Consider the following 22,168-nt stretch of genomic DNA (forward strand, 5'->3'; position numbering starts at 1 on the left):
CCTTTAGTCAGTCGTTGGACCTTCACTCTCCTCCGGCTGTTCTAAATTTTCTGTTCGTTCTGAGCTCTCTGGAATTCCGGGGTCCTTCATATTATAGACTCTCGTCCACTCTTTCGTTCCTTCCACCTTCACCGTCTCACTCTGGTTCATCCGCAGGAATTTCACAATCTCGTAGCAGTTGATCCAGATCTCGTTATTTCCTTCTTTCTGTGACTCATCAAAAATGAGCTGGATCCCGAAGTGAAGGTGCGGTGTCGTGATATTGTTTGTATTCTCCGTGGTGCTGTACCCGGTCCTGCCGAGATATCCGATCACATCGCCCGCCGTCACGATACTGCCCTCTTTTAAATTCGACTGATACGGGTAGTTCTGGCGCAGATGGGCGTAATAGTAATACCTCTTTTTATCAAAACTCCGTATTCCGATCCGCCAGCCGCCGTACTGGTTCCAGCCCAGAGCCTCCACATACCCGGATTCCACCGCGATCACCGGCGTCCCCACCTGTCCCATCATGTCATGGCCCAGGTGCTTCCTCTTAAATCCGTAGGACCGGGACGCGCCGAAATCGTCAAAATCGCTGTAGGGAAAGTTTTTCGCGATCGGTGAGAACACCTTCAGACCATATTTTCTGAGCCAGACCTTATTATTGCCGCTCTCCTGCTCAAAATACCCCACCATGCCATCCAGGACCGCCCCATATGCCTCCCGGTAATAAGCATAATACTTCATGTCCTTTGTGATTTCCTCCATTGCCGCCCCGGACTTCAGTTTCTCCACCACCGCGTCCAGATCCGCCTGCCGGAACCGCTCAAAATCTCCGCCATATTTCGCCCCGAGATATGCCAGCAGCTCCACCCAATTAAAATGCACCTCTTCCTGCACCGTCCCCATGTCCAGCCGGAACGCCTTCTCCATCACGTCCGCCGGAACATTAAATTCCACCCAGTGGATATATTTTTTCTTTTGGCTGTCCCCCGCTTCCCCGGCTTTTTCAGGCTCCCCAGCCCGACTGCCTTCACCGCTCTTCTCCATCACCGCATATGTATTCTCCGCCGCCGCTTTTCTGCTCTGAACGCACAGGGAAACCGTCAAAATAAAAAGGATCACCAGCTGTGCCCCGATCACTGCTGCCGATCCCGAATGCTCTTTTTTCCTCATGGCACACTCTCCTTCCCACATACATCCCAGTGTATGCGGACAGGCAGAGAATTATGCCATGAAACCTATATCTCCCCACGGCGGATCTTCAAAACTTCCTCCACCGCAAGCTTCACATACTCCCCCATAGAAATATCCCTGCAGCCTACAACAAAGTGCTGGCAGCGGTTTACGGGGATCAGAACTTTTTGGGCCAGGCTCTGGCCAATGGCGACGGCCATTTTTGGCGTGATCTCACCCATGAGGGAATCAGCGATGACGATTCCCATGGGACCGACAATGATGTCGGCGGTGCGGCTTGTGACTACCGCCGGGTTTTCCCCTGTGGCGCCGGCATCCGCCCCAGCCTTCAGCATTGCTGCTGTGGCAATGCTGTTCGTTCCGATCGCCAGGATCTCATCTTCCGGGCAAAGCTTCTTTAACTGTTCCACCAGGCCTTTGCCCATCTTTCCGCCCTGACCGTCTATTACCATGATCGTCATGTGTTTCTTGTTCTCCTTTGTCTGAATGATAGCATTGACTCACCGCGCTCAATCCGGAGCGCCTTCTAATTCCTTCAGCTTCTCATATAAAAACGTATTCACAGGAAGAGAAAATCCCTCTTTCTTTGCGATCTTAAGCATCGTTCCCGCGAACAGGTCCACCTCTGTCGGGCGTCCTGCCAGAACATCCTGGCACATGGAGGTATGTCCCTCCGGGTTTAAGGTCGCAAGAAGCTCCAGCCAGTAATCGATGTCCGCCTCCGTAAGATCAATGTCCTGGGTGTCCGCCACACGGAGAACCTCCCGCATGGCCTCGATCATCATGGTACGCGCCTCTCCCTCTTTCTGGATCAGGCTGTATGGCGCACCGTAGACCGCTGTCACCTGATTCACACCGGTGTTTAACATGAGCTTGTTCCACTGTTCCCGAAGAATATCATCCGGAACCTTGTAGGCCAGCCCCGTCCGGTCAAAAAGCTCCGTCACCGCCTTCAGCTTCTCATCATGGCTCCTGTCCTTATTTCCGATGGTGATATAACCCATATTTTTGTAGGTGACCTCATTTCCGTCCTTTCCTGCGTCCATGCCCTGCACGCAGGCGTAGAGCACATGATCCGCGCCGTAGGCTTTCTCGATCATCTCCTCGCTGGAAATTCCATTGAGTACCGACAAGAACAGGGTATGCTCCCCGACAAACGGCTTCACGGTCTCAAGCGCGCTCTCCATTCCCATGAACTTCACCGCAAAGATAATGAGATCCGCCGTCACCGCCTCCGCCGGAGACCGGTAGGAAAATCCACAGGCTTCCCCGTTGCAGACCATATCCGCGCTCCGGTAGCGGTTTACGCGCCCCTCATCCGCGATAAAAAAGACATTCTCATTTCCCATCCGTTTTTTCAGATAATTTCCGTACATGACGCCGAGAGCGCCCTGTCCGACAATTCCGATCTTTTTGATCTCCATAACTTAAAACTTCCTTCCTCCGCCGCCATGGCTGCTTCCTCCATAGCTGTGGGTGGATGATCTTCCGCCGCCGGAAAAGCTTCCTCCGCCTGACCCCGGTCTGTTATTCTTTTGTGTCTGGATCACCTGCTGGGTGATATAGGATGTCAGCAATGCATCTGCCAGGACATTCCCCATGGTGAACCGGCTGTCTCTCCGGTAAGAGAGTTTAAAGTTTGCGGCCATCCGCTTATCTTCCCCGTGAAGACCGTAGCTTCGAAGTACCGATGCCACCGCAGTCCCCCCGCAGACCGCCGCCACGCCGAGGGCGATCAGGATCTCATACCATTCGATATGGTGATAACGGCTGATCTTTCCCGTCTCCGTGTCATAGTTGTACTGATCTCTTGAAATCCCGTTGGAATAGCACTTTTCCGTATCCGTCAGAAACGCCGCCGCTGCCCCGTAGTAATCGGCATCTGCCGCGTAATTATAAACATCGTCCAGAACATCATTGATGCGGCTGTCCGTCATGTAACGGATCATCTGTCCGTTTGTAGATATGTAGAGTTCCCTGTTATCCATATCGATGAGAAACAGGATTCCCGAGTGGTCGGAACCGGTTCCGAAACCGCCTTCCATGTAAAATCCGTCCGCGAACACCTGGGCGGAGTCGGAATTTTCCTCGGTGGTGACGATGACTGCTTCCATCTTCATCGTATCTGAAAGGACCTGTGCCTGCTCAGAAAGCTGTTTTTCTTCCTCATCGGTAAACAGATCCGCCATGTCGTAGACATCCGCATAGCTCTCCGTTCCCTCTGCCATCTGATAGGCATCTTCTCCAGCTGCCGCAAAGGCGGTTCCTGCCAGAAGCACTCCAAGAGCACTCGCTGCAAAGACAGTTCTCGCCGCTGTCTTTACAGCATGAAAAACGTTTTCCACCGCACTTAACTTTCTTCCGTTCTCCAGGCTGTTCCCTGCTGTTTTTCCATTTATCTGCTTTGTTTTCATTACAGGAACCACCCCCCGATCATCAGAATCGCCGCAACCGGCACAAAGATCTCCAGGAACAGTTTCACAAGTTTTCCCTTCGCTACCGGAAGCTTTCCGCAGATCTTCCCTGTCTGTCCGTTCATGGCAAAGTAGTAGAGTTCGTCTTTTCCCGCCTTGTCCCGGTAGGTCAGGATCCACACCGGGAGCAGGGCGTAGTGCCATCTCGCGTCCCGGATATCTGTATCGCTCTGATCCACCTGCACCGAGGAATACTGTCCCATGATGTCAGCCTTCAGCTGCTCCACCGTATACTGTTTTACCTCGCTCTCCACCTCCGGGGTCAGGGACTCTTTCTCCATGTCCCGCTTCTCCGCCTGAAAGCCGGAGAGGTATCCCATATCAAAGGGCTGAAGTTTTTCCATGTCGAAGGGCAGGACTCCTTCCACGAGAGCGCTGTTGTTCTTCTTAAGCGCATTTCTCGTGACATTCTTTACATCAAGCTGTCCCGCACGTTCCATCCGATATTTTTTATGCTCCGTGTAGCGGATATTTCCCGTCACCCAGGTCCGGTTCTTCTCGCCTTCCGCCTGGATCCTTCCGTCGACCCTGCAGCTGTACATCAGGTACGGGAAGTACACACCAGAAAACTTCTCGATCTGGTCCTTCGAGAAGAAGTCGTCCGGGATATATTTTTTCTTCTTGATCCAGTCAAGGAATATCCCCGTTGCTTTCTTCTTGTCCATGGCAAAGGGGATCACATAGTCCGGCAGGAATTCGCCGGAAAGCTTTCCTGAAAGCACTACCGGGTTGTGACAGTAGTAACAGAATGTTGCCGCCGTCGTTGCGTCCGTCACGACCTCCGCGCCGCAGCTCGGGCAGATATAGACCAGGGCATCCTCGTTCTGATTCGTGCTGCCCGCGTTATTATTCTGTGCTGTATCTGCCGCACTGCTTTCCTCCTGCGTGCCGCTGGTCTCCGTAGATTTTAACGCCGCGGCTTCCATCTCTTCCTTCGTAAATTCCGACATGCAGAACTCACAGCAGAACTTCTGCTTCTTCGGATCAAAGACCACCGAGCCGCCGCAGTTGGGGCATTTATAACTTACAAGTGCCATTTTCTTTCCCCCTGTATCTGGCTTAAGCTTCCCATCTGCCCTAAAAGGCAGCCAGGAAGCTTACATTTTTTACTGTCTCGGTTTTCCGCAGTTCGCACAGAAGTTTCCTTTATTTTCCTGTCCGCAGGAGCAGGTCCAAACGGCATCCGGGCGTTTCTTTCCGCAGTTGGAGCAGAAATTGCCTGTATTCTCCTGTCCGCAGCTGCAGGTCCAGGATCCGCTCTCCTCCGGTTTCTTCTTTCCACAGTTGGAGCAAAAGTTTCCGGTATTTCCTTCCTGTCCGCAGGAACAGGTCCATCCGGATAACGGTGCCATCTTCGCCGGACCGCCGGATGCCTGCTGTGCCTGGTCTGCCATAGCAGGATTTCCCTGCTGTCCCTGTCCGGCTGCCATGTTAAACAACCCCTGGGTGTTGAATCCGCCGTTCTGGGCTGCCATATTCATTCCCGCAAATGCCATCATCGGTCCTGTGGAGGTATTCTTTGCCGCGCTCTGCATCGACTCAGCCTGTGCGCTGACTAAATGCGCCGCCGCCATTCCCGGGTTTCTGAATGTGGCATTTCTCTGAAGCTCCTTGATCATCGCCTCATCTTCCTCAGAGGCCTTCACGGAACTCACACCGATCTTGCTCACAGTAATTCCGTATACATCGTCCCAACTGTCGGAGAGGATCTCGCGGAGCGCGTTTGCAAGCTCCACCGTGTGTCCCGGAAGCGCACTGTAGCGGACTCCCATCCCGGAAATCTTCGCGAAGGCCGGCTGCAGAGCTGTCAGAAGCTCGCTGCGGAGCTGGGAATCGATCTTATCTCTCGTGTAATCTTCCTCGATATTTCCACAGATGTTCTTATAGAAGAGGATCGGATCCACCATTCTGTAGGAATATTCGCCGTGGCAGCGGATCGCGATGTCCACGTCGAGGCCGATATTCTGGTCTACAACACGGAACGGGACTGCGTTCGCTGTGCCGTACTTGTTTCCGACGATCTCCTTCGTGTTGAAGAAGTAGACTCTCTGGTCCCTCGCCGTGTCGCCGCCCATGGTGAAACGCTTTCCAAACTGCTTAAAGCTGTCCCCGATGCTCTTTCCAAGGTTTCCGTAGAAAATACTCGGCTCTGCGGAGGTATCATAAACGAACTCACCGGCCTCCGCACATACCTCGACGATAGCGCCCTGGTCAACGATCATCATGCACTGTCCCTCGTTGACTGCGATGATGGAGCCGTTAGAGATCAGGTTGTCGCTGCCCTTTGTGTTATAGCTTCTCTTTGATTTCCGGTTCTCACCTTTCTTTACAAGAACGTCCGCCTCCATGGACGGGCAGTAAAAATACTCGCGCCACTGGTCTTCCAGCACACTCTTTAACGCGCCGGCACCAACTTTTAAAATACCCATATCCCGTTTCCTCCTTTTATCACTCACCGGTCGGATTCCTGGACAGCGGTTTTCGCCGCCTATACCCGCCGGTCCGGATTTTTCTGAAAATTATCCGATCCTATGATCTTTCAAGAACCTGATCTCCGCTGCATACCCCGGAAGCTCATTCGGCGTCTCCAGGCAGAACGGCAGATTCCTCAGCGCCGGATGGTTGATCACCCGCACAATTGCCTCCGCGCCAATTTCACCTTCCCCGATCCGGGCGTGGCGGTCCTTCCCGGCTCCCCGGACATTCATGCTGTCATTTAAATGGACCGCTTTCAGGCGTTCAAGCCCCACAACACGGTCAAATTCCGCCAGCACTCCGTCGAGATCATTCACGATGTCATATCCGGCATCCCATACATGACAGGTATCCATACATACACCCATCTTATCAGAAAGTTCAACTCTGTCAAGAATTTCCCGAAGTTCCTCAAAACTTCTTCCGACCTCGCTGCCCTTTCCCGCCATGGTCTCCAGGAGCACCGTGGTGTGAAGCTCCGGCTTCAGGATCTCATTCAACATCTCCGCGATATAGGTGATTCCAACCTCCACACCCTGCTTCACATGGCTTCCCGGATGGAAATTGTAGAGGTTTCCGGGAACCGCCTCCATGCGCTCCAGGTCATCCGCCATGGTCTGCTTCGCGAAATCCCGGATTTTTTCATCCGCTGAGCAGCCGTTCAGTGTGTATGGCGCATGGGCCACCAGAGTCCCCAGCCCCAGCTCCTCTTTTAGTTTCAGGAACGCTGCGATGTCCTCATGGTCTAACGGCTTCGCGCTTCCGCCCCTGGGATTTCTTGTAAAAAACTGAAACGTCGTCGCGCCGATCTTTTCCGCGTCCTTTCCCATGGCAAGGAATCCCTTCGCCGAGGAAAGATGGCATCCAATATAAAACATTGTCTATGACCTCCGTCCTGTTCCTGTGGGCTTTCCAAAGGAACCTGTTTTTTTCGATCTCTCCGGCTTTAAGAAAAATACCGCTCCCCAGGTAAAAAGCACAGAGAGCACCGCCTGGATCACCAGACTGCAGAATACCCAGTGGTTTGTGATAAAATTTCCGCCGTTGTCACCGAGGAGATGTGTGATCGTAAAGTTTCCGCCGCCACCTGCCACCTGATTCTCCAAAAGCTCCGCGAACATGATTGCCGGATTCAGGAGAAGAAGGTATACCGACGCTCCGGAGCTCGCCTTCGGGATCGTCTCCCCGGAATTGAGCGCCATCGTGCTGATCTCTGTCTCGGAGATATTGAGGAGGAACACATTCAGCATGTATGTTCCAACGACAACAACTAACATGATCCCGTAAGTGATCACATTGGAGAATGTGGACCGCTTCATGAGGGAGGACGCGAAGATTCCGAGGCTTCCACAGTACAGCGCCCCCACCACATAGCTCACAAGAAGGATCATGAGATCCCCTGAGCTGATACTTCCATAGATAAAGGTCAGCATCAGGATCGGCAGACTCGATACCACTAAGATCATAAGCTGGGAGAATGCGGACATGAGCTTCCCGACAACGATCTCCACAGGACGGATCTTCGTGGTAAACATGAGTTCCAATGTGTGCCGCTCCCGCTCCCCGCTGATGCTGGCGGAGGTCAGAGCAGGCATGATAAACATCAGAAGCATAAATTCCAGCGCTGCCACAAAGGCGTAGAGCTGGAGAAAATTTTCATAGCGCACCGAGCCGCTGACCTTCACCTGGGCGATGCTCTGGTACATGTTTAAGAGTGCCACCACAGCCAGGATCCCGTTGAAGATCATGATGATGAGCGGAATCCGGAAGCTTCTCGAACGTACCAGCATTTCCCTCTTATAGACCGGATTATTCTTCACTCGTCATCACCACCTTTTCCATATCATGATCCGTGATCTGCATGAAGATGCTCTCAAGGTCACCAGGCTCTCTCCAGAATCCGCAGATTCCAATATTGTGGGCCACAAGTTTTGCAAGCAGCATCGCCTCAGCGTCTTTTCCGCCGTGGAATCCCACGACGATATCGTTTCCCTCCACCGTGATGGTCTGGACCTCCGGCTCCGTTCGGAGAAACTTCACCGCTTCCCAGACATTCTCCACAACCTGGATCCGGATCGGGTTAGAGTCATTCACCTTCTTTAAGATCTCCCCCATGTTTCCCGATAGGACGACCTTTCCGGCATCGATGATCCCGATATCCGTACACATCTGGGCCAGCTCTGAGAGGATGTGGGAGCTGACCACGATGGTTTTTCCCTCAGCGCAGAGTTCCTTTAAAAGCTCCTTAAACTCGATCCTGGCTCTCGGATCCATGCCGGACGTGGGCTCGTCTAAAACAAGGAGCTTCGGATCGTGGATCATGGCCCGCGCCAGGCAGAGTCTCTGTTTCATTCCCCTGGACAGGCTGTCCACAAAGAATTCCTCTTTTCCCGCGAGTTTTACCTGTTCCAGAAGCTTTGTGCACCGCTCTCTCGCCACAAGGCCGGAGAGTCCGTAGCAGGAGGCGAAAAAGTCCATGTATTCCCAGACTTTTAAGTTGTCGTAAAGTCCGAATTCATCCGGCACATAGCCGAACTCATTTTTCACCTGCCCGCTGTAGAGGAACGCGTCCTTTCCGCCGATCATGACGGTTCCCTCATCTGCTTTCAGGAGTCCCGTGATAATGCGGATCGCCGTGGTCTTTCCGGCTCCGTTCGGTCCGACAAAGCCATAGAGCGCCCCCTCCTCCACTTCCATATCAAGCCCGGAGAGAGCCTCAAAATTTCCGAATTTTTTTTTCAGTCCCTGTATCTTCAACATCAGCTTTCCCTCCCCGTCACCATCAGGAGTGGAAGTGTCTGGCTCACTCCGATTTCCGCATTGCTTCCGGCTGTGTAGCGGACCGTGATCTTTCCGTCGGCAGCGATATAATCTGCCAGCTCTTCCCTTGAGAAATCCTGTTTCCGGATATCCACCGGGTCATAGCTTCCTGTCTTTTCGTTGTAAAAACTCGTCTCCCCGGAGAATGGGCGGATATAGGAATACTGGTTGCCCTGGAAAAAGTCGTCGGACACCGGAAGAAATGAGAATTTCTCGATCACAATGTCCGTTCCCGGGTCATATTCCACCACCACCGGGTCTGTCCCGTAGAGGATCATGGAATTTCCATAATTTGCCCCTATACCGGAGGTCACGGATGGTTCCCGGATCTGACCGCAGCGGTAGACCTCGCCATCTGTTCCCATGGCGCAGTCGATCTTCTGGGTGTAGAAGGTCCTTCCGTCCCAGTTTTTTCCGAAGAGATCGTCGTTTCCCTCATAACCTTCCGGGAGGAACGCGCCGAAGCGCACCTCGCCATTGTAGGACGAGTAGTAACGATCCGTAAAGTATCCGCTGAGGTTGGATTTCTGGACATTTTTAATGTACTCCTCATCGGAGTCTTCCTGACGGTCCGGCGTTCCGGTCAGGGTGTCCGAAAGCATCCATGTCATGCCCAACGGCCATACCTTTAACGGCTCCCGGTTGAATTCCAGATACTGTCCCGGTTCCATGTTTCCAATGATCAGCACCTGGCCATAGAGATAGACTGCCGCGTTCTCAAGCGTCACAGGGAGCTTGTTCTCCACATGCCCCGTGATTGTCCCGTCCGACACAGCAAAGTCCGCCTCCACATTTCCAGCCCCCAGGTCTTTCTGCCGCTCCAGAAGGAAAAATCTGGAATCGAAGGCCTTGGACTTCCGACTCCAAAGCACGGTCTGGTCTGCCTCTTTCCGGATCCCGATGGATGCCTGGCGCTTTTTCGGGTAGTCTTCCAGCTGGTTCATGTCGTAGCGGGCGCTCCTCGTAAGGGGTGTGACCCTGTAATCCGTCGGAAGATCCACGGTAAATCCGCTGCTGTCCGGAGTCCGGACGTTTAAGAAGGTCATCTCCTCCGCGCTGTCCCCGGATGCGTCCAGGATCGTCGCTGTCGTGCAGAATTCACTGGTGAATCTCGTCTTAAAACCCATTCCCCAGATCACGACACAGGAGGCTGCGGAAAAAACAAGCACTGCAGTCCCGTAGTACCGGTTGATCCCACGCTTCTTTAAAAGAAGATACAGCCCGGGTCCCACGATCACCAGATATCCCACAACGATGATCCCGTAGACCGCAAGATTGGGGATCCGTTCCCCGTTTCCCCCGCTGACAAGATTGTAGGCGTTCCAGTAATCAGCATCGCCGCCCTGGGAATAATAATAGATCGTATTCAGTTCATCCTCGTTAAAGATCTCACTGAGAAAATACGACGCGAAGGACGGGTTCTTTTTCGCAAAGCCGGAGAGATCCGACAGGCTTACCCCGTAGACACCGATGGTCCCCTTTCCGTACTTCATGGTCTTAAGAAGCGGCGTTCCATCCGTCACCATCCGCTCTTTGGCCCCGGAGATCACAGGTTCCGTGTAGGTCACGCGGACTTCCGAGTCCTCAGGACTGTTTTTCGTGTATTCCGTTCCCATGCCGACCAAGAGAACCTCCGGATCCCTTAAGCTGACCTTCGGCTCTGCCTCTCCCAGGATATCCAGGGTCTTATCCCTGTCTCTTCCCGTTCCGATAAGCAGTGTTCCGCCATTTTCCACCCATGTGAGGACGGCTTCTTTCTGGACATCATTCAGTGTCCGGCAGTCATATCCGTTTATGAGGAGCACATTAAACATGGAAAATCCCCGGGAATCTTCCGGGAAGTCTTCCCCTGGGATCTCAACGACCCGTGTGGTGAGCATTCCATAATTCAGCCCAATCCCGTCAATCCATGAGAGACTTCCTGACTTGTTCTCCAGGACACCTGCAAACAGACGGTTTTCGTCCTTAGAAACGTCAAATTCCATGGAGGTCTCCCCCATGGTCTTCTTCTTCCCGTCTTTTAATGTCAGGTGGATCGTCCCGCTCTTCTGTCCTAAGGGGACATAGAACTCCATCGTCTTCGTCTCCGCCGGTCCCACCTCTACTTGGTACGAATACTCGTATTCCTCCGTGCCTTCATCGTTATCACTCTCCAAAGTAGAGACAGTAAGTGTGCCGGAAAACGGTGCCTCCGTCTGGCCGTAGATGCTGACCTTTATGGGCACAAAGCTTCCGGGCTTCGCATTTCTTCCGTAAACTGCCGTGATGTCCACCGCCACCGGCACAGAATTCTGCGAGCTGGACTCCATGTTTGTGCTGAAGCTGTCCTGGTCCTGGGCAAAGGCCGGGAATGCCCCCGCGGACAGGACCAGGGCCGCAAGACAGCCAAACAGCAACTGTTTCTTTTTATTTCTCATACATTCTTCCTATCATTGATCAACGGGTATCCCTGTTCAGTATTTTCGTTACAGTTCAGCCATGCGCTGATTTGAATGAGAAAGTGTGTTGCAAGCTTGCTTGCATAAGCACTTTTTCATCCAAATCAGCATATGGTGGAACCACCAAGCTTCTTGTTTTCATGAATATGAAAACAAGAAGATGTAATGGCTGAACTGTAACGTATTTTCAGCTGTTTTTCTGCCGTCAGAGCAGGAACTATGCGTTTTTGCTGAACAGCTGTTATCTCTCTTTACTGGATCATACCAAAATTTTCTTTATTCACATCAAAATCCACCTTCAGCTTCACCGTGAACACCGTTCCGTTCAGGTCGCTGGCCACGGAGATCGTTCCGCCATGCATGTCCACGATATTCTTCGCGATGGCAAGACCGAGACCCGTTCCGCCTGTCTTTGAGGACCTCGACTGCTCTACCCGGTAGAACTTGTTGAAGATCAACGGCAGTTCCTCCGCCGGGATCACATAGCCATAGTTCGTGACAGACACCGTGACGATATCGTTCTTCGCGAATACCTGGATCAGGACCTTCTTTCCCTCGGCACCGTACTTGATGGCGTTGTTGATCAGGTTATCAAAAAGTCTCGCCAGAAGGTTTCCGTCCGCCGTGATGATCTGGGAGGGGACATTGCTCTTGAGCTCATAGGTCAGGTCCTTGTCCGCGAAGCTCGGATAAAATTCTTCCAAAAGCTGCCCTAAGAGCTTTACGATATCCACCTTTCCAACATTCATGGATATCTTTCCGTAATTCATCTTCGTGAATCCGAACAGGTCCTCAATGAGTTTTTCCAGACGCTTTGCCTTCACATAGGCGATATCGATATACTTTTTCTGCATATCCAGGCTGATGGCCGGTCCGGAAGACAGGAGTTCCAGATAACCGATAATGGAAGTCAACGGTGTCCTTAAGTCGTGGGCCACGTTCGTGATCAGCTCATTCTTCGTCCGCTCCGACTCTCGTTCCTTATCCATGAGCTTCCGGATATCCGCTTCCATCCGGTTCAGGTTCGATGCCATGGCGGAGAACTCGTTGTCCCCCACCACCTCGATCTGGGTGTTTAAGTCGCCCTCGGAGATATTCTGGATCGCCACCGCGATCTTCCCTATATACTTCATATTTTTCTTCTCGATCATGAGAAACGCCAGCGCAAAGATCCCGATTCCAACGATCACATAGAGGATCGTGGTGATCGTACCCATCTTAAAGATCTGCAGGATCAACAGATTCGCGTATCTGGTCTGGTCCAGGTACGCCAGAAGGAAGTTCATATTCATGATGAGGAACGCGTCCACCAGACATGCGATCAGGGCACTGTAACAGATGTTCACCGCGATCTGCCTGTAAAAGCTTCTGCTCCAATCATTTTTCAATTTTGTATCCTACCCCCCAGACCGTTGTGATGATCTTATCCTGTCTCGTGTCCTCTTTCATTTTTCCGCGGAGTCTCCGGATATGTACCATGACGGTGTTGTTTGCCTCGTATACTTTCTCGTTCCATACCTTCTCAAAGATCTCGTCGGTGCTGAACACCCGGCCGGGATTCGATGCCAGAAGGTACAGGATATCGAACTCGATGGGCGTCAGCTTGATCTCCTCGCCGTAGACAACGACCTTGTGGTTATCTTTATTGATGGAGAGGCCACGGATCGAGATCTCGTTCTTTGCCGCTTTTCCGGTGCTGCTGTTAGGGTTTAACTGGGTGTAGCGGCGGAGCTGGGATTTCACGCGGGCCGTGAGCTCCAGCGGGTTGAACGGCTTTACCACATAATCGTCCGCGCCGGTTCCCAGACCCAGGATCTTGTCGAGATCCGTGGATTTTGCGCTCAGCATGATGATCGGAATGTTATTGGTCTCGCGGATCTTCCTGCACATCTCAAGACCGTCCATTCCCGGCATCATAATGTCTAAGAGTACCAGATGGATCTCCTCCTGATCCAGGATCTCCAGCCCCTCTTTCGCGTTATTTGCCTTAAATACTTTATATCCATCGCTGACCAGATAGATCTCTACAAGGTCCGCGATCTCTTTTTCATCATCCACTACCAGGATATTGATCTGCTCCATGATTTTTCCTCCTTTTAGACTTATTCCTAATACCCCTATCGTATCATATTTCGACCTTTTTTTCCTTACTTTTTTCTGAAAACTAATGAGTAAATGTTACAATTTTTTCCGTTCTCTGGAAGGCTTCCGAAAAACAGCGAACTTTGCTCAATAAATGCCATGTCTCATGTATACGCGCATTTAGGCTCATTATCTGTGTATAAAAGAGGCAGCAGAACTACTCTAAAAAGAATATGTCCCACTGCCTCATTTTAGATTTCATGTAACTGTTCAGTAGGTCTGCGCACTTGCTGCGCTGACCGTAAGAAAACAATTCTGTTTTCTCCCAACAGTACTCTTACAGCCCTAACTCCTCAAACACGCCCTTCAGGATGATCTTCACAGAACCATCCTCCAGCACCTTGTGAAGTCCGCTGTATTTCAGAAGGTCGAAGTATCCCATGGATCCGCCCGCTGCGCAGAGCTTATAATAATCTGCCCAGGCTGCCTTCCGGTCTTCCTTCATCTTTGTGTAGAACTCAAAGGCGCCCATCTGTGCCATCGCGTAATCTACATAGTAGAACGGATACAGGAAGATATGCTGCTGTTTGATCCAGAATGCTCCACTCTCGAGGAACTCATTTCCTGCATAATTTCTCCAGGGCATGTAGATCTTCTCCAGACCGCTCCAGACTGCTCTCCGCTCCATTGTGGTCATTTCCGGATTTTCAAATACCTTATGCTGATATTCGTCTACGCAGAGCATATACGGGATCTTCATAAGAGCGTCTGCCAGATGCTCTCTGCGGTATTCCTCTGCCTTATCTCCAAAGAAATTCTCCATCCACGGATAAGTCCAGAGCTCCATGCTCATGGAATGGATCTCATTGATCTCACTGGTGGAATGACATAATTCCGGGGTCTTCTGGTATTTTGCCGCTGTAAATCCTGCAAACGCGTGACCAGCCTCATGGGTCAGAACATTGACATCTGCGTCGGTTCCGTTAAAGTTTGAAAAAATAAACGGTGCATGATACTGCGGGAGTGTCGTACAGTATCCGCCGGCGCGTTTTCCGTGCTTGGAGTCCAGATCGAAAAGCTCGTACTCCATCATGAAATCAAAGAACTCTCCGCTCTCCTTGGAAAGCTCACGGTACATCTTCTGGGCTTCGCCGACAAGATATTCCTTATCTCCGATCGGAACCGGATTTCCGGACGGAGAAGCGATGGATTCGTCATAATAATAGAGTGTATCGATCCCAAGAGCTTCCTTCTGACGCTCGTACAGCTTTGCCGCTGCCGGAACCACGACCTCGCGGACCTGTTTCCGGAATACCTCCAGCTCCTTTTCCGTATAGTCAAAACGACGGCGGCGCAGATATCCCATCGGAATAAAGCTCTTAAATCCAAGCTTCTTTGCCATACCGGCACGGACCTTTACAAGACCGTCATAAACCTCCTCTAACGTCGGTGCAATTCCCTCATAGAGCTTTGCCCATGCCTCAAACGCCTCTTTTCTCTCCGCACGGTCTGTGCTCTGCATGATCTTTAAGAGTCCGTAGTTTCCGATCTGCTCTCCCTTAAATTCCACGGTAGCGGCCGCCTGCGTTTTCATAAAGCGGCTGACAAGCTCTGCCTCTTTCACCTGATCATCCACGATAGATTCGTCAGAAAGCTGTTTCTGGGCCTCCATATTCTGGATCAGGATCGTGCCGAATTCTTTTTCCATCTCAGCCTTAAACGGAGATGCCACGATCACCTCGCCCATCTCTTTTTTCAGGATTTCATATTTCGGCATCTGGCTGTTGAAATATACCATCTCCGCCTCATAGAATTCATCTAAAAGATTGATCGTATTCCGGATATGGGCGACAGTCTTTGATGTCTCAAGCTCTGTGTCGGCTTCCACATAATCCATATAGGCATTCCGAAATTCCTCGTAGTTCTTTGCTTCCTTCAACACTGCGATATCCCCCGATACGCGCGCGAAGATTTTTTCCATGTCCGGACGGACATACTGAAGCTCTGCAAATTTTTTCATGATAAGTAACCCCTTTCCCCAAGTTTCTCATCCCGTTCCCTGCTGCCCGCAGGGGCGGGTGCCTAACTAAAGACTACCCCGTTCTTTTTTAAGAACTTCTTTACATTCTCATCCCACTCGTTCTCTAACGTCCTGTCCAAGGTAAACTGCTTCATGGACGTCCCCGTAACGCAGATCATCTCGTGGTTCTCATACTGGATATTGATGTAAAGCCCGCCGACCTGATCTGGATAGATTCCCGGGATTTTTCCGGCAACGAACCGGTCTCTGGCGGATGGGGGCATCTGAAATACAATGCGGAAGCTCTCCGGAAGCCGTTTTCCTTTTATTAAGGAGTAGCAGACCGGCTTTAAGGTCTTCCATGAAGAGTACTCTTCGATCCTGTTTTCTTCCAGTTCCTCTTCGGAAAAATAGCCCTGACGGACCTTTCCGTCGATCGTGAACTGGTTGTAGGTCACGATCTCCGCTTCCCGCACCAGAAATTTATCAAAGATCTCCCCGATGAAAAGCCCTGCCGTAAACGCTTTCTGCTCTTCGATCTTTAATGCAACCATTATTTACCTCCGCATGTTGTTTCCCTGATTATGTCTGGAACTTTTTACCTGTTCCATATCTGTCCTGCTTAAAATAGTTACTGTTCACGCTTTGCGCAAACAGTAACTGATTTTGCCGATGCTTCGCATTCCGAATCGGCAAAATCCACTACCACCACTGTATTGTACGGAATTTTCAGTTCAGAAAATTCCTACCCGTGTACAGTAACTTAAAATATACTCTTATGTCATTACAGCTGTGCGGACCTGGTGAATATTTTTAAGCTGTTAACTGTCTGTACCTTTACATACTGTTTCAAATATCTCGAAAAAGTCCGCCGATGTCCTCTCTCCATCTGTTATCGAGAGATTCTTCCACAGGCTGTCATCCTTCGCGAGATGGACCTTCGCCGCGTACTCCGAGTAGGTCTCGTAAAACACCTCATTCCTCTTCTCCCGGACCATCTCTTCCTTCCGGACCTTTGTGGCAGCTTCATCGTAGTCGTTGACGCAGCGCAGGATATAATATTTTCCATCTGCCTCGATCACATCGCTGGTCTCCCCTGTGGCCAGGGCGTAAGCAGCCTTTTCGTAAGCCTCCGGTCTCAAGCCTCTGGAGATCTTCTTCTCGATCTCCTGATCCTCGGAGACCCCCTTTGCGACGGTCATAAAGTCGGTTCCTTCCATCTGGACTTTCTTTAACGCCTCATCCGCCTGATCCTTATCGGAGAGCACGATCTCATCCACGGTGATGACCTTCGCCTCGCTGTCGCTGACTTCCAGGTTGACGCTGCCCGTCAGCGTCTCCACCAGTTTTTCGGTCTTCCAGTAGTCTTCATATAAAGATTCTACCACATCTTTGTCGATTTCGGAACTCTCCCCGGCGTTTTTCAGTTCTTTCATGTACTGAGCCGCTGCCTGTTTTGCCAGTTCCCGCTCTTTTCCGGAGAGCGTGACTTTTTCCTCGTCCGCCATGCGGCTCATGGTCTTTAATTCCTTTAAGAAATCATGGATCTGGGACAGCAATGTCTCCTCGAAGGTAGTTCCAGACTCGTCCACCACCGTATCCCAGATCTTGTCTGTATATAATTCTTCATAACGGAGCCGCTCCGTGGTGACGATCACCATGGTCTCGGCTTTCCCGTACTCTCTTTCACTTTTTCTGCCGGAAAGCAGCGTTTCCTTCACGCCGCATCCGCAGACGACTGCTGCCGCGAGGACGACCGCCGCAAGCGTCCGTCCCCATCGGTTCCATTTTCCCATATTTCTGTCTCCACTTCTACACAGCGCCAAGTTCTTTCAATTTCTGGTACACTAAATGCACCGGAAGTCCCATCACATTCGCGTAGGATCCCTTTAATCCCTCAATATATCTCGCAAAAAATCCCTGGACCGCATAAGATCCCGCCTTGTCCATGGGCTCCTCGGAATCCGCGTACTCACGGATCTCCGCCTCTGTCATCGTGGACACGTTCACGTCCGTCTCATCGTAGAAAGAAACAACGGTATCTTCCTCTCCCGCAGTTCCTTTTTTCACGATGCACACGCCCGTATAGACCTGATGGCTGCGTCCCGCGAGTCTTTTTATCATCTCATATGCCTCTTCATGGCTCTTCGGTTTTCCGAGGATCTTTCCATCTGCCGCAACGACCGTATCAGATCCTAAGACTACCGCGCCTTCCGGCATATCTTCCGCAACATCAACGGCTTTCTGCTCCGCAAGGCTCATAACTACCACCGAGGGCTCATCCGATGTGATCTTCTCCTCCACGTGGCTCACGATGATCTCCGGGACGATTCCGATCTGCAGAAGCAGTTCTTTCCGTCTTGGGGAACCGGATGCCAGGATGATTCTCTTCTTTTCCATCTTGTTTTTCTTTCCTTTATGTCTTTCCTGCACGGACAGTTTCATACTCAAACTATCGCATTTTTCTATTTTATAGAAGAAAGAGGCGGTCTGACATAAGATCCAGCCGCCTCATCCTGTCCTAATCACTGATTTTTCCAGTAATTAGAAGCTTAATTTTTCCTCAAAATAGCTCTTTAACTCTGCGATCGGGATACGAACCTGCTCCATGGTATCTCTGTCACGAACGGTTACAGCTCCGTCTGTCTCAGAATCAAAGTCATAGGTTACGCAGAATGGCGTACCGATCTCATCCTGTCTTCTATAACGTTTACCGATATTTCCTCTGTCATCGAACTCACAGTTATAGTACTTGGAAAGCTCTGCATATACCTTCTCTGCACCCTCGTTTAACTTCTTGGATAACGGAAGGATACCAACCTTCACCGGTGCAATCGCCGGATGGAAGTGCATAACGGTACGCACATCTCCGCCCTCTAATTCTTCTTCGTCGTATGCGGAGCAGAGGAATGCAAGTGTCACACGGTCTGCACCAAGAGACGGCTCGATTACATACGGAATGTATTTCTCATTTACTTCATCATCAAAGTAAGACATATCCTGACCGGATACATTCTGATGCTGCGTCAGGTCATAATCGGTTCTGTCTGCGATTCCCCAAAGCTCTCCCCAGCCGAACGGGAATAAGAACTCAAGGTCTGTGGTTGCCTTACTGTAGAAGCAAAGCTCTTCCGGAGAATGGTCGCGGGCGCGCATCTCGTCCGGCTTGATGCCGAGATCCTGCAGCCACTTGATACAGTACTGTTTCCAGTATGCGAACCAGTCAAGGTCTGTACCCGGTTTGCAGAAGAACTCTAACTCCATCTGCTCGAACTCTCTGGTACGGAATGTGAAGTTACCCGGTGTAATCTCGTTACGGAAGGACTTACCGATCTGTCCGATACCGAACGGAACTTTCTTTCTGGATGTTCTCTGTACGTTCTTGAAGTTTACGAAGATACCCTGTGCTGTCTCCGGTCTCAAGTAAACCGTGTTCTTTGCATCCTCGGTAACGCCCTGGAATGTCTTGAACATTAAGTTGAACTGACGGATATCAGTAAAGTCATGCTTTCCGCAGCTTGGACACGGGATCTGGTTATCATCGATATACTTCTTCATCTGCTCCTGGCTCCAGCCGTCGATCGGAGTCTCCGGCTCAACGCCTTTCTCTGCCATGTAGTCCTCGATGAGCTTGTCGGCACGGAAACGCTCTTTACATGCCTTACAGTCCATTAACGGATCGGAGAAACCGCCGATATGTCCGGATGCTACCCATGTCTGGGAGTTCATTAAGATCGCGCAGTCAACACCTACGTTGTACGGATTCTCCTGAACGAATTTCTTCCACCATGCGCGCTTTACGTTATTCTTAAGCTCTACGCCCAGATTGCCGTAATCCCATGTGTTTGCAAGACCTCCGTAAATCTCGGAACCCGGATATACAAAGCCTCTGGATTTCGCAAGTGCTACAATTTTTTCCATTGTCTTTTCCATTGTGACTCTCCTCTTGATCTCTTTCTGTCCGTGCTGGTCTGCGCGGCAGAGTAATTCTTCTATTGTAACTGTCCAGCCCTTCAAACAGTGTTTTCTTACGGCCGGCGCAGGAAAACGCGCAGACCAGCTGAACAGTTTTTCACTATTTAAATATAATATAGGACGTCTCACCTTCCGGTGTCTCGGCCATACTTCCGTTAAGGGTCACACCCTCAGACACATACCGGACCTGTCCGTCTGTCTGGATCTTTGCGCTGCCCTTCACACATACCACATAGAGCTTTTTCTGTTTTGTTATATCCACAGCGGAGACCTCGGTATTCTCGTCTCCCGCCTTGTAGAACGTGGATCCGACGATATAGCCCTTTTCCACCCCATCCGGAACGGAAACGACATCCAGGCTCTCAATCCGGATCCCACTCTCAGTATCCGGATATTCCTCCGCGAAGCGAAGATATTCCTCCGCATCCGGAAATGTGATGAGAAGCTTTGCGGTTCCGTCTTTCACGGTGCATTCCGCGATCTCAGCCTTTTTTTCGCTGCTTCCGGACTGATTTCCACTCTCAAACACGCCCAGCATTTCTTCTGCGTAAGCTTTTAATTCATCAGCACTGTAGTAATCATTCTCGTAGGACTCCACATCCGCGCTTGTGACGGTGCCTTCCTTTGTGACATAAAGGCTGGACTCCGTCGGGGCAAATGCGGTCGTTCCGTTTCCTCCGCCGCAGCCATTTAAGGCAAGCGAAAGAAGGAGAATGGCTGCTGCCGTCTGTCCTTTTTTCATGAATTCCTCCTTATCCCTAAAAATCCGTAACGCTCCAGTACCTTCATCGTTACGCACGGATATTCCGGTATCTCCGACTGTACGAATAAGCCGCACAGATGTCCGCTATTTTTAAGGATTACCCTATTTATATACAAGAACATCCAAAATGTCAAGTGAATGGAAGGTTTTATCTACGAATCGCCGCTTATTTTCCGCTACGCACTTCGTAAATTCTTCCAGAACTTTCTCTGTGACCGTAAAGGTATAGAGCTTTTCCACCGGCGACGCAAGGACGTACTCCCATGTATAGATCGTGGAATCTTCCAGTCTTCCCAGAGGCTTTTCCATATACTCACCGTTGATCTCCATGAGTTTCAGTTCGAAGACTGCCCGCACAAGGCGATTGGGGATCGCGCTTTTCAAGAGCGCCCTGAGGGACTGATAGAGAAGCTTTAAGGTCTCCACTGCCTCCAGATTTTCTCTCCCGTAGTAGTCCGCAAACTCCAGAAAATAGGAGCCGTAACACGCCGCCTCCATATCCTCCGTGATCTCCCGGAAGTAGTTCTGTACATCCACAGAGACGAGAGAGTAGGCATCCCGGCCCTCATAGAGGGCAAACGTGCCGAATACAAAAGGCGCGGATGCCGCCATCAGCGTGCTTCCCGGTCTTCTTGCGCCTCTGGCGAAAGCCGTGATCTTTCCCCGTTCACAGGTCAGGATCACAAGTCTTCTGTCGTATTCGCCCGCCGGGGCGGATTTGATGACCATCCCGGTCAGAATCACCTGTTCTCTCATATCTTAAATGTCTTTCGAATTATAACCGTAGTTCTTCATGTAGAGCTCGGAATCTCTCCATTCCTTGCGGACCTTGACCCAGAGCTTTAAGTTGACCTTCGTGTCCATAAGGTTTTCGATCTCGATCCTGGCGGAGGTACCGATGCGTTTTAACATCTGGCCGCCTTTTCCGATGACGATTCCCTTATGGGACTCACGTTCGCAGATGATCGTCGCGTCGATATCAAACATGCCGTTATCGCGCTCTGTCATGCGCTCGATGGTGACTGCGATTCCGTGGGGGATCTCGTCAGACATCATGCGGAGTGCCTTCTCGCGGATCAACTCCGCGGCGATCTGGCGCATCGGCTGGTCCGTGACGGTGTCCTCATCGTAATACTGCGGTCCTTCCGGCAAATACTGGAAGATCGTGTGGATCAGGGTATCCGTGTTTGTCTTCTTCATCGCGGATACCGGGATCACCTCTTTAAAGTGGTACGCGTCCTTATAAGTCTCGATAGTCTTTAAGATGTCCTCTTTCTTCACCGTATCGATTTTGTTGATGACGAGGATCACCGGTGTCTTTACCGTCTGCAGCACCTTTAAGATATGCTGCTCACCGGAACCGATGTAGGTCCCCGGCTCCACGAGCCACAGGATCACATCCACCTCGCGGAGTGTGTGCTCCGCAACATTCACCATGTACTCACCGAGTTTGTTTTTTGCCTTGTGGATGCCCGGTGTATCGAGGAAGATAATCTGCCCGTGTTCATCTGTATACACAGTCTGGATCCTATTTCTCGTGGTCTGCGGTTTTTCCGATGTGATCGCGATCTTCTGTCCGATCAGGTGGTTCATCAGCGTGGACTTACCAACGTTCGGGCGTCCGATCAATGTCACAAAACCAGATTTATATCCCTTTTTCATGAAATCTCCTTAATTCTTTTATATGTATCTCTCCCATACCGAATTGCTCCCGCATCTACGCTTCGCTCCGGTCGGTGCTGGACATGTGCCACCGGCACATAGCACCTTCAAAAGCATTCGTAATCCGCTCATTTTTCTTCGAAAAATGGCTACTTACTCATGCTTTTGGCGGGCCAAAAGGTCAAAACTTCTCTTGCAGGCAAGCCTGCGTCGAAGTTCCGGCCTTTTTTCCCTTGGTATTATGCAAACAGCGGCTTGATCTCCTTAAATATCTCGCTGT

Annotated in this window: 20 protein-coding genes; all 20 read right to left on the reverse strand. The window is 51.0% G+C overall.

Annotation, left to right across the window (positions count from 1 at the left end):
* Positions 1–3 precede the first annotated feature (3 nt).
* Positions 4–1,158 carry a M23 family metallopeptidase gene (locus tag DW677_RS00375; protein ID WP_117503028.1) on the reverse strand — a complete coding sequence of 385 codons (1,155 nt, stop codon included), beginning with the start codon at positions 1,156–1,158 and terminating at the stop codon, positions 4–6.
* Between the two features lie 65 nt (positions 1,159–1,223).
* On the reverse strand, positions 1,224–1,640 hold the full coding sequence (locus DW677_RS00380) for a DUF3842 family protein (protein ID WP_015554986.1): 417 nt from the start codon (positions 1,638–1,640) through the stop codon (positions 1,224–1,226).
* Between the two features lie 48 nt (positions 1,641–1,688).
* Positions 1,689–2,603: a ketopantoate reductase family protein gene (locus tag DW677_RS00385; RefSeq protein ID WP_117503029.1), complete on the reverse strand. Its 915-nt coding sequence runs from the start codon at positions 2,601–2,603 to the stop codon at positions 1,689–1,691.
* A 3-nt stretch (positions 2,604–2,606) separates the two neighbouring features.
* Positions 2,607–3,593: a TPM domain-containing protein gene (locus DW677_RS00390; RefSeq protein ID WP_015554988.1), complete on the reverse strand. Its 987-nt coding sequence runs from the start codon at positions 3,591–3,593 to the stop codon at positions 2,607–2,609.
* Positions 3,593–4,690 (reverse strand): TFIIB-type zinc ribbon-containing protein, encoded by a 1,098-nt coding sequence (locus tag DW677_RS00395; protein WP_117470611.1) that lies wholly within the window; start codon positions 4,688–4,690, stop codon positions 3,593–3,595. The genes DW677_RS00390 and DW677_RS00395 overlap by 1 nt, the downstream gene beginning before the upstream one ends.
* 69 nt (positions 4,691–4,759) lie before the next feature.
* Positions 4,760–6,082 carry an SPFH domain-containing protein gene (locus DW677_RS00400; protein ID WP_117470610.1) on the reverse strand — a complete coding sequence of 441 codons (1,323 nt, stop codon included), beginning with the start codon at positions 6,080–6,082 and terminating at the stop codon, positions 4,760–4,762.
* A gap of 90 nt (positions 6,083–6,172) precedes the next feature.
* On the reverse strand, positions 6,173–7,006 hold the full coding sequence (locus DW677_RS00405; RefSeq protein WP_117503030.1) for a deoxyribonuclease IV: 834 nt from the start codon (positions 7,004–7,006) through the stop codon (positions 6,173–6,175).
* 3 nt (positions 7,007–7,009) lie between these two features.
* Complete coding sequence (locus DW677_RS00410) at positions 7,010–7,948, reverse strand: ABC transporter permease subunit (protein ID WP_117470609.1); 939 nt, start codon at positions 7,946–7,948, stop codon at positions 7,010–7,012.
* On the reverse strand, positions 7,938–8,888 hold the full coding sequence (locus DW677_RS00415; RefSeq protein WP_015554992.1) for an ABC transporter ATP-binding protein: 951 nt from the start codon (positions 8,886–8,888) through the stop codon (positions 7,938–7,940). The genes DW677_RS00410 and DW677_RS00415 overlap by 11 nt, the downstream gene beginning before the upstream one ends.
* The gene (locus DW677_RS00420) at positions 8,888–11,365 is read right to left on the reverse strand and encodes a hypothetical protein (RefSeq protein ID WP_117512750.1); all 2,478 of its coding nucleotides are present in this window, start codon (positions 11,363–11,365) and stop codon (positions 8,888–8,890) included. The genes DW677_RS00415 and DW677_RS00420 overlap by 1 nt, the downstream gene beginning before the upstream one ends.
* 272 nt (positions 11,366–11,637) lie before the next feature.
* A complete protein-coding gene (locus tag DW677_RS00425; protein WP_117566287.1) occupies positions 11,638–12,774 on the reverse strand; it encodes a HAMP domain-containing sensor histidine kinase in 1,137 nt (378 codons plus the stop codon).
* Entirely contained in the window at positions 12,764–13,468 is a 705-nt protein-coding gene (locus DW677_RS00430) for a response regulator transcription factor (RefSeq protein WP_015554994.1), read from the reverse strand. Before DW677_RS00430 ends, DW677_RS00425 begins: the two co-directional genes overlap by 11 nt.
* A gap of 337 nt (positions 13,469–13,805) precedes the next feature.
* Positions 13,806–15,488 carry a M3 family oligoendopeptidase gene (locus tag DW677_RS00435; protein WP_117552022.1) on the reverse strand — a complete coding sequence of 561 codons (1,683 nt, stop codon included), beginning with the start codon at positions 15,486–15,488 and terminating at the stop codon, positions 13,806–13,808.
* A gap of 62 nt (positions 15,489–15,550) precedes the next feature.
* Positions 15,551–16,042, reverse strand: a complete 492-nt coding sequence (locus DW677_RS00440) for a DUF5721 family protein (protein ID WP_015554996.1) — start codon at positions 16,040–16,042, stop codon at positions 15,551–15,553.
* Positions 16,043–16,309: 267 nt separating this feature from the next.
* Entirely contained in the window at positions 16,310–17,284 is a 975-nt protein-coding gene (locus DW677_RS00445) for a peptidylprolyl isomerase (protein WP_117566288.1), read from the reverse strand.
* 16 nt (positions 17,285–17,300) lie between these two features.
* Positions 17,301–17,888, reverse strand: a complete 588-nt coding sequence (locus DW677_RS00450) for a Maf family protein (protein WP_165860005.1) — start codon at positions 17,886–17,888, stop codon at positions 17,301–17,303.
* A 144-nt stretch (positions 17,889–18,032) separates the two neighbouring features.
* Positions 18,033–19,421, reverse strand: coding sequence for a glycine--tRNA ligase (locus DW677_RS00455; protein ID WP_117470602.1), 1,389 nt, complete (start codon positions 19,419–19,421; stop codon positions 18,033–18,035).
* A gap of 142 nt (positions 19,422–19,563) precedes the next feature.
* Positions 19,564–20,205 (reverse strand): hypothetical protein, encoded by a 642-nt coding sequence (locus DW677_RS00460; RefSeq protein ID WP_117470601.1) that lies wholly within the window; start codon positions 20,203–20,205, stop codon positions 19,564–19,566.
* 123 nt (positions 20,206–20,328) lie between these two features.
* On the reverse strand, positions 20,329–20,982 hold the full coding sequence (recO, locus tag DW677_RS00465; RefSeq protein ID WP_015555001.1) for a DNA repair protein RecO: 654 nt from the start codon (positions 20,980–20,982) through the stop codon (positions 20,329–20,331).
* 3 nt (positions 20,983–20,985) lie between these two features.
* Positions 20,986–21,888 (reverse strand): GTPase Era, encoded by a 903-nt coding sequence (gene era, locus DW677_RS00470; RefSeq protein WP_015555002.1) that lies wholly within the window; start codon positions 21,886–21,888, stop codon positions 20,986–20,988.
* Positions 21,889–22,168 lie beyond the last annotated feature (280 nt).

The sequence above is a fragment of the Clostridium sp. AM25-23AC genome, from assembly GCF_003435125.1.
Lineage (GTDB): Bacteria > Bacillota > Clostridia > Lachnospirales > Lachnospiraceae > Pilosibacter > Pilosibacter fragilis.

Excerpts from the sequence above, each read along its gene's own strand:
- DW677_RS00375 (WP_117503028.1), bottom strand. The coding sequence starts at position 1,158 with ATGAGGAAAAAAGAGCATTCGGGATCGGCAGCAGTGATCGGGGCACAG.
- DW677_RS00380 (WP_015554986.1), bottom strand. The coding sequence starts at position 1,640 with ATGACGATCATGGTAATAGACGGTCAGGGCGGAAAGATGGGCAAAGGC.
- DW677_RS00385 (WP_117503029.1), bottom strand. The coding sequence starts at position 2,603 with ATGGAGATCAAAAAGATCGGAATTGTCGGACAGGGCGCTCTCGGCGTC.
- DW677_RS00390 (WP_015554988.1), bottom strand. The coding sequence starts at position 3,593 with ATGAAAACAAAGCAGATAAATGGAAAAACAGCAGGGAACAGCCTGGAG.
- DW677_RS00395 (WP_117470611.1), bottom strand. The coding sequence starts at position 4,690 with ATGGCACTTGTAAGTTATAAATGCCCCAACTGCGGCGGCTCGGTGGTC.
- DW677_RS00400 (WP_117470610.1), bottom strand. The coding sequence starts at position 6,082 with ATGGGTATTTTAAAAGTTGGTGCCGGCGCGTTAAAGAGTGTGCTGGAA.
- DW677_RS00405 (WP_117503030.1), bottom strand. The coding sequence starts at position 7,006 with ATGTTTTATATTGGATGCCATCTTTCCTCGGCGAAGGGATTCCTTGCC.
- DW677_RS00415 (WP_015554992.1), bottom strand. The coding sequence starts at position 8,888 with ATGTTGAAGATACAGGGACTGAAAAAAAAATTCGGAAATTTTGAGGCT.
- DW677_RS00420 (WP_117512750.1), bottom strand. The coding sequence starts at position 11,365 with ATGAGAAATAAAAAGAAACAGTTGCTGTTTGGCTGTCTTGCGGCCCTG.
- DW677_RS00430 (WP_015554994.1), bottom strand. The coding sequence starts at position 13,468 with ATGGAGCAGATCAATATCCTGGTAGTGGATGATGAAAAAGAGATCGCG.
- DW677_RS00435 (WP_117552022.1), bottom strand. The coding sequence starts at position 15,488 with ATGAAAAAATTTGCAGAGCTTCAGTATGTCCGTCCGGACATGGAAAAA.
- DW677_RS00440 (WP_015554996.1), bottom strand. The coding sequence starts at position 16,042 with ATGGTTGCATTAAAGATCGAAGAGCAGAAAGCGTTTACGGCAGGGCTT.
- DW677_RS00445 (WP_117566288.1), bottom strand. The coding sequence starts at position 17,284 with ATGGGAAAATGGAACCGATGGGGACGGACGCTTGCGGCGGTCGTCCTC.
- DW677_RS00450 (WP_165860005.1), bottom strand. The coding sequence starts at position 17,888 with ATGGAAAAGAAGAGAATCATCCTGGCATCCGGTTCCCCAAGACGGAAA.
- DW677_RS00455 (WP_117470602.1), bottom strand. The coding sequence starts at position 19,421 with ATGGAAAAGACAATGGAAAAAATTGTAGCACTTGCGAAATCCAGAGGC.
- DW677_RS00460 (WP_117470601.1), bottom strand. The coding sequence starts at position 20,205 with ATGAAAAAAGGACAGACGGCAGCAGCCATTCTCCTTCTTTCGCTTGCC.
- recO (WP_015555001.1), bottom strand. The coding sequence starts at position 20,982 with ATGAGAGAACAGGTGATTCTGACCGGGATGGTCATCAAATCCGCCCCG.
- era (WP_015555002.1), bottom strand. The coding sequence starts at position 21,888 with ATGAAAAAGGGATATAAATCTGGTTTTGTGACATTGATCGGACGCCCG.